This window comes from Brevibacterium luteolum, from assembly GCF_025147615.1.
GTDB lineage: Bacteria > Actinomycetota > Actinomycetes > Actinomycetales > Brevibacteriaceae > Brevibacterium > Brevibacterium luteolum.
Genome location: NZ_JALXPM010000085.1, coordinates 1 through 3,646, shown reverse-complemented (window position 1 = coordinate 3,646; position 3,646 = coordinate 1). Strand labels below are relative to the sequence as shown.

Below are 3,646 nucleotides of genomic sequence, written 5' to 3'. Positions count from 1 at the left end.
GTGCGGCTCAGCGCTGTGCCGCCTTCGTCAGTACGAGGTCAGCGGCATGCGGAAGAACACACGGGCGACACCGGGACCGCCGTAGTCCTCCATGAGCTCGCTCTCGAAGCCCATCGAGGAGTGGAACGAAATCGCACCGGAGTTGTCCGGCATCGTCGTCGCCTGCACTTCCTGCACGCCCTTGCTGCGGGCGAGATCGATGAACGCACGGTAGAGATGGCGCCCGATTCCCTGATGGCGGAAGTCCGAGCGTGCAGCGACCAGGTGGATGTAGGCAGGGCCGTCGATCGGGATCGCGCCGAGCAGATAACCGACGATCTCGGTCTTGTGCTTGGCGACGAGTCCGGACGAGGCGAACTGCCGGAACCAGTAGGGATCGTGGTGGTCTTTGAGCTCCAGGTCTCCCCAGAACTGCTCCTGCGCATTCATGAGGAACTCGCGCAGGTCGAGGGCGTCGACTTCGTCAAAGGGGCTGATGCTCAGGGCATCCGGATCGATGGGGGGCGTATCAGCCATGGCTCCTCCTTCGGCGGGTTATCTCCTCCCACTCTACGCCCTGGTCAGCTGCAGGGGGTAACCGGGCGAACCCTTTGAGCAACGTCACAGGCGCATGAAGCGCCTGCCATCCTGCCGCACCCACCCCGTCGATGACCAGGACTGACGCCGATTGCCGGGAGGTGAGTCCCGCCTCGGGCACGGTGCAGACCCACCTCGGGCACGAGGCAGCGCATGCGGTCCGTTCCTGCTGTGCGAGACGGCGGTCTTGAGCGCCGGAGTCGGAGCTTGACACGTGGCACAATGGTGGCCATGCTCCGAATCGCCACAGTGAATGTCAACGGTGTCCGCGCCGCCTTTCGCAAGGGAATGTCCGACTGGCTGGCCGGCTCCGGCGCCGACATCGTCACCCTGCAGGAAGTCCGCGCCCAGAACGACATCGCCTTAGGCGTCCTCGAGCCCACCGGCTTCCACTCTTACTCCGCCGACGCCGAGGCGAAGGGCCGGGCAGGCGTGGCCGTCATGAGCCGCGCGCCTGCGAAGGAGCTGCGGGTCGGCAACGGGGATGACTACTTCGACCGCTCCGGCCGCTGGCTGGAGGCCGACTACGAACTCGCCGACGGCTCCCTGCTGACCGTCGTGTCCGTCTACGTCCACTCCGGTGAGGCCGGCACCCCGAAGCAGGATGACAAGTACCGGTTCTTCGACCAGATGGTGCGCCGGCTGCCCGAACTTCAGCAGCACGCCGATCACGCGCTCATCACCGGCGACCTCAACGTCGGCCACACGGAGCTCGACATCAAGAACTGGAAGGCCAACCAGAAGAAGGCCGGCTTCCTGCCTGAGGAGCGAGCGTACTTCGACCGGTTCTTCGGTGAGCTCGGCTGGGTCGATGTGCACCGCAAGCTCTCCGGTGAGGTGCCCGGCCCCTACACCTGGTGGTCGATGCGCGGGAAGGCCTTCGACAACGACGCCGGGTGGCGCATTGACTACCACGCCGCGACCCCGGGCTTGGCGGAGCTTGCCCGTGCGGCTCGCGTCGATCGGGCGGCCAGCTGGGGTGAGCGGTGGAGCGATCACGCCCCGCTCGTCATCGATTACGACCTGCCGGATCTCGCCTAGGCCGCCTGAGCTGGCTGGCCGCAGCCGGTATTCTCTTTGCGATCTCCCTGCAGCCGGCGGGTATACTGGCAGAGACCTCGCCGATGGTGACAGCATCGGCGCACTCCGGCAGAGAGCACACCACCTTCCGTGAAATCGACGATCACTCACCCCTGAGACGCGCATCATTCCTGCGCTCGGCAGCCGAACCGTTCACGGCTGCACGGCTGACGTGATCGATCATGCCCGCCGGAGATCCCGCAACACGCGGATTCCTGCGCTCCTGCAGACCTGTCTGCATAGATCATTGGGCTGAGCCTGTGCGCGTCTCGAATCGTCCTTTCGATTTCGACACGCGGAGGCATGCGTGGAACACTCACTCATCACTCTTGACTCGCTCACCTACACCTGGCCCGACGGCACCGCCGCACTGTCCGGGCTCACCGGCTCGATCGCCCGCGGGCGCACCGGTCTCATCGGCGCCAACGGCGCCGGCAAGACCACTCTCGTCCGTCTGCTCACCGGCGAACTGACACCGACGGTCGGGCGCATACACATCCACGGCAGCGTCGGCGTGCTGCCCCAGGACCTGGCCTTGAGCGACCAGACCATCGCCGAAGTTCTCGGCATCGACCAGGTGCTCGCCGCGCTCGAAGCGGTGGAGACCGGAGACGCCGACGTCGCCCACTTCGACGTCATCGGCCAGGACTGGGACATCGCCGCCCGCGCCTGCCAATCACTTGCGGCAGCCGGGATCCCGTTGGCCGAGCATGAGCTCGACCGGCCGATGCGCACACTCTCCGGAGGAGAGGCGGTGAAGGTCGGGCTCGCGAACCTGCACCTGCACCGGCCGGAGCTGGCGATCCTCGATGAACCGACGAACAACCTCGATGCTGCCGGCCGAGAACACGTGCGCGGACTCATCGAAAGCTGGCGGGGTTCGCTGCTCATCATCAGCCACGACCGGCGGCTGCTCGCAGGCGTCGACCGGATCGTCGAACTCTACGGCACCGGCACCCGCAATGCGGCAGGCGAGCTGCAGGCCTCGACAATGCGGACCTGGGAGGGCAGCTTCGCAGACTACCGTCGGCAGCTGGCCGCCGAACAGGAAGCCGCAGAACAGGCAGCCGTGACCGCGCGCAGCGAGCTGGGCAAGCAGAAGCGCAAGCGGATCGAGGCGCAGATCAAACTCGACCGCCGGCAGCGCACGGCCAAGCAGGCGGTGAAGGATGCGAAGCTCCCGCCGATCGTCTCCGGCAATAGAGCGATGGAGGCGCAGAAGTCAGCGGCGAAGCTCACCGGCACCCATGCTGACCGGGAGGCAGCGGCCTATCAGAATCTGCAGGAAGCCCAGGCTCAGGTGCGGCCTCGTGTCGTCATCGACATCGAACTGCCCGACACTGCAGTCCCAGCCGGGCGGACGGTCCTCGAACTCGACAGCGGGGAGGAGGTCTTCAGCATCCGCGGGCCTGAGCGGGTGGCGCTCGCCGGTCCGAACGGAGCCGGCAAGACGACCCTGCTCAACCGGATCCTGACAGCCGTACGCACGGGGGAGGAGCCTGGTGTGCGCGTCATCGACGAGGTGGGGGTGTTGCCGCAGCGCATTCTCCTCGACCCGCAGCTCAGCGTGCTCGACACCGTCCGGCTAGCGGCCCCGGACGCGGACCCGCACACAGTCCGCTCCCAGCTGGCTGGTCTGCAGCTGAAGAAGGACCGGCCCGATCAGCCGGTCGGCCAGTTCTCCGGTGGGGAGCGGTTCCGGGTCGCGCTCGCACAGCTGCTGCTGGCCGATCCGGCCCCGCAGCTGCTGCTGCTCGATGAGCCGACCAACAATCTCGACCTGGAGAGCTTTGAGGTGCTCGTCGAGGCGCTGACCGCCTACCAGGGCGCGCTCATCGTCGTCAGCCACGATGCGGAGTTCCTCGATGAGATCGGCTGCACCCGGACGTGGGAGATCACAGACGGGGCACTGAGCGAGGCGCGCTGACGGCCACCCGGCCACCACCTCGGGAACGGTGCGAACCACCTCGGGAACGGGAAAACGCGGCGG

At 66.8% G+C, this 3,646-nt stretch carries 3 protein-coding genes; 2 read left to right on the top strand and 1 reads right to left on the bottom strand.

Features of this window, described 5'->3' with window-relative positions; all coding sequences use genetic code 11:
- Window positions 1-27: 27 nt before the first annotated feature.
- Window positions 28-516: a GNAT family N-acetyltransferase gene (locus M3C25_RS13060; protein WP_102161564.1), complete on the bottom strand. Its 489-nt coding sequence runs from the start codon at window positions 514-516 to the stop codon at window positions 28-30.
- Window positions 517-807: 291 nt separating this feature from the next.
- Here M3C25_RS13060 and M3C25_RS13055 point away from each other — a divergent pair, with 291 nt between their 5' ends.
- Window positions 808-1,617, top strand: coding sequence for an exodeoxyribonuclease III (locus M3C25_RS13055; protein ID WP_259800434.1), 810 nt, complete (start codon window positions 808-810; stop codon window positions 1,615-1,617).
- 346 nt (window positions 1,618-1,963) lie between these two features.
- On the top strand, window positions 1,964-3,583 hold the full coding sequence (locus tag M3C25_RS13050; RefSeq protein WP_259857215.1) for an ABC-F family ATP-binding cassette domain-containing protein: 1,620 nt from the start codon (window positions 1,964-1,966) through the stop codon (window positions 3,581-3,583).
- Window positions 3,584-3,646: the final 63 nt, after the last annotated feature.

What these genes read in the sequence shown, in the direction of transcription:
- M3C25_RS13055 (WP_259800434.1), top strand. Translation starts at nt 808, where the DNA reads ATGCTCCGAATCGCCACAGTGAATGTCAACGGTGTCCGCGCCGCCTTT.
- M3C25_RS13060 (WP_102161564.1), bottom strand. Translation starts at nt 516, where the DNA reads ATGGCTGATACGCCCCCCATCGATCCGGATGCCCTGAGCATCAGCCCC.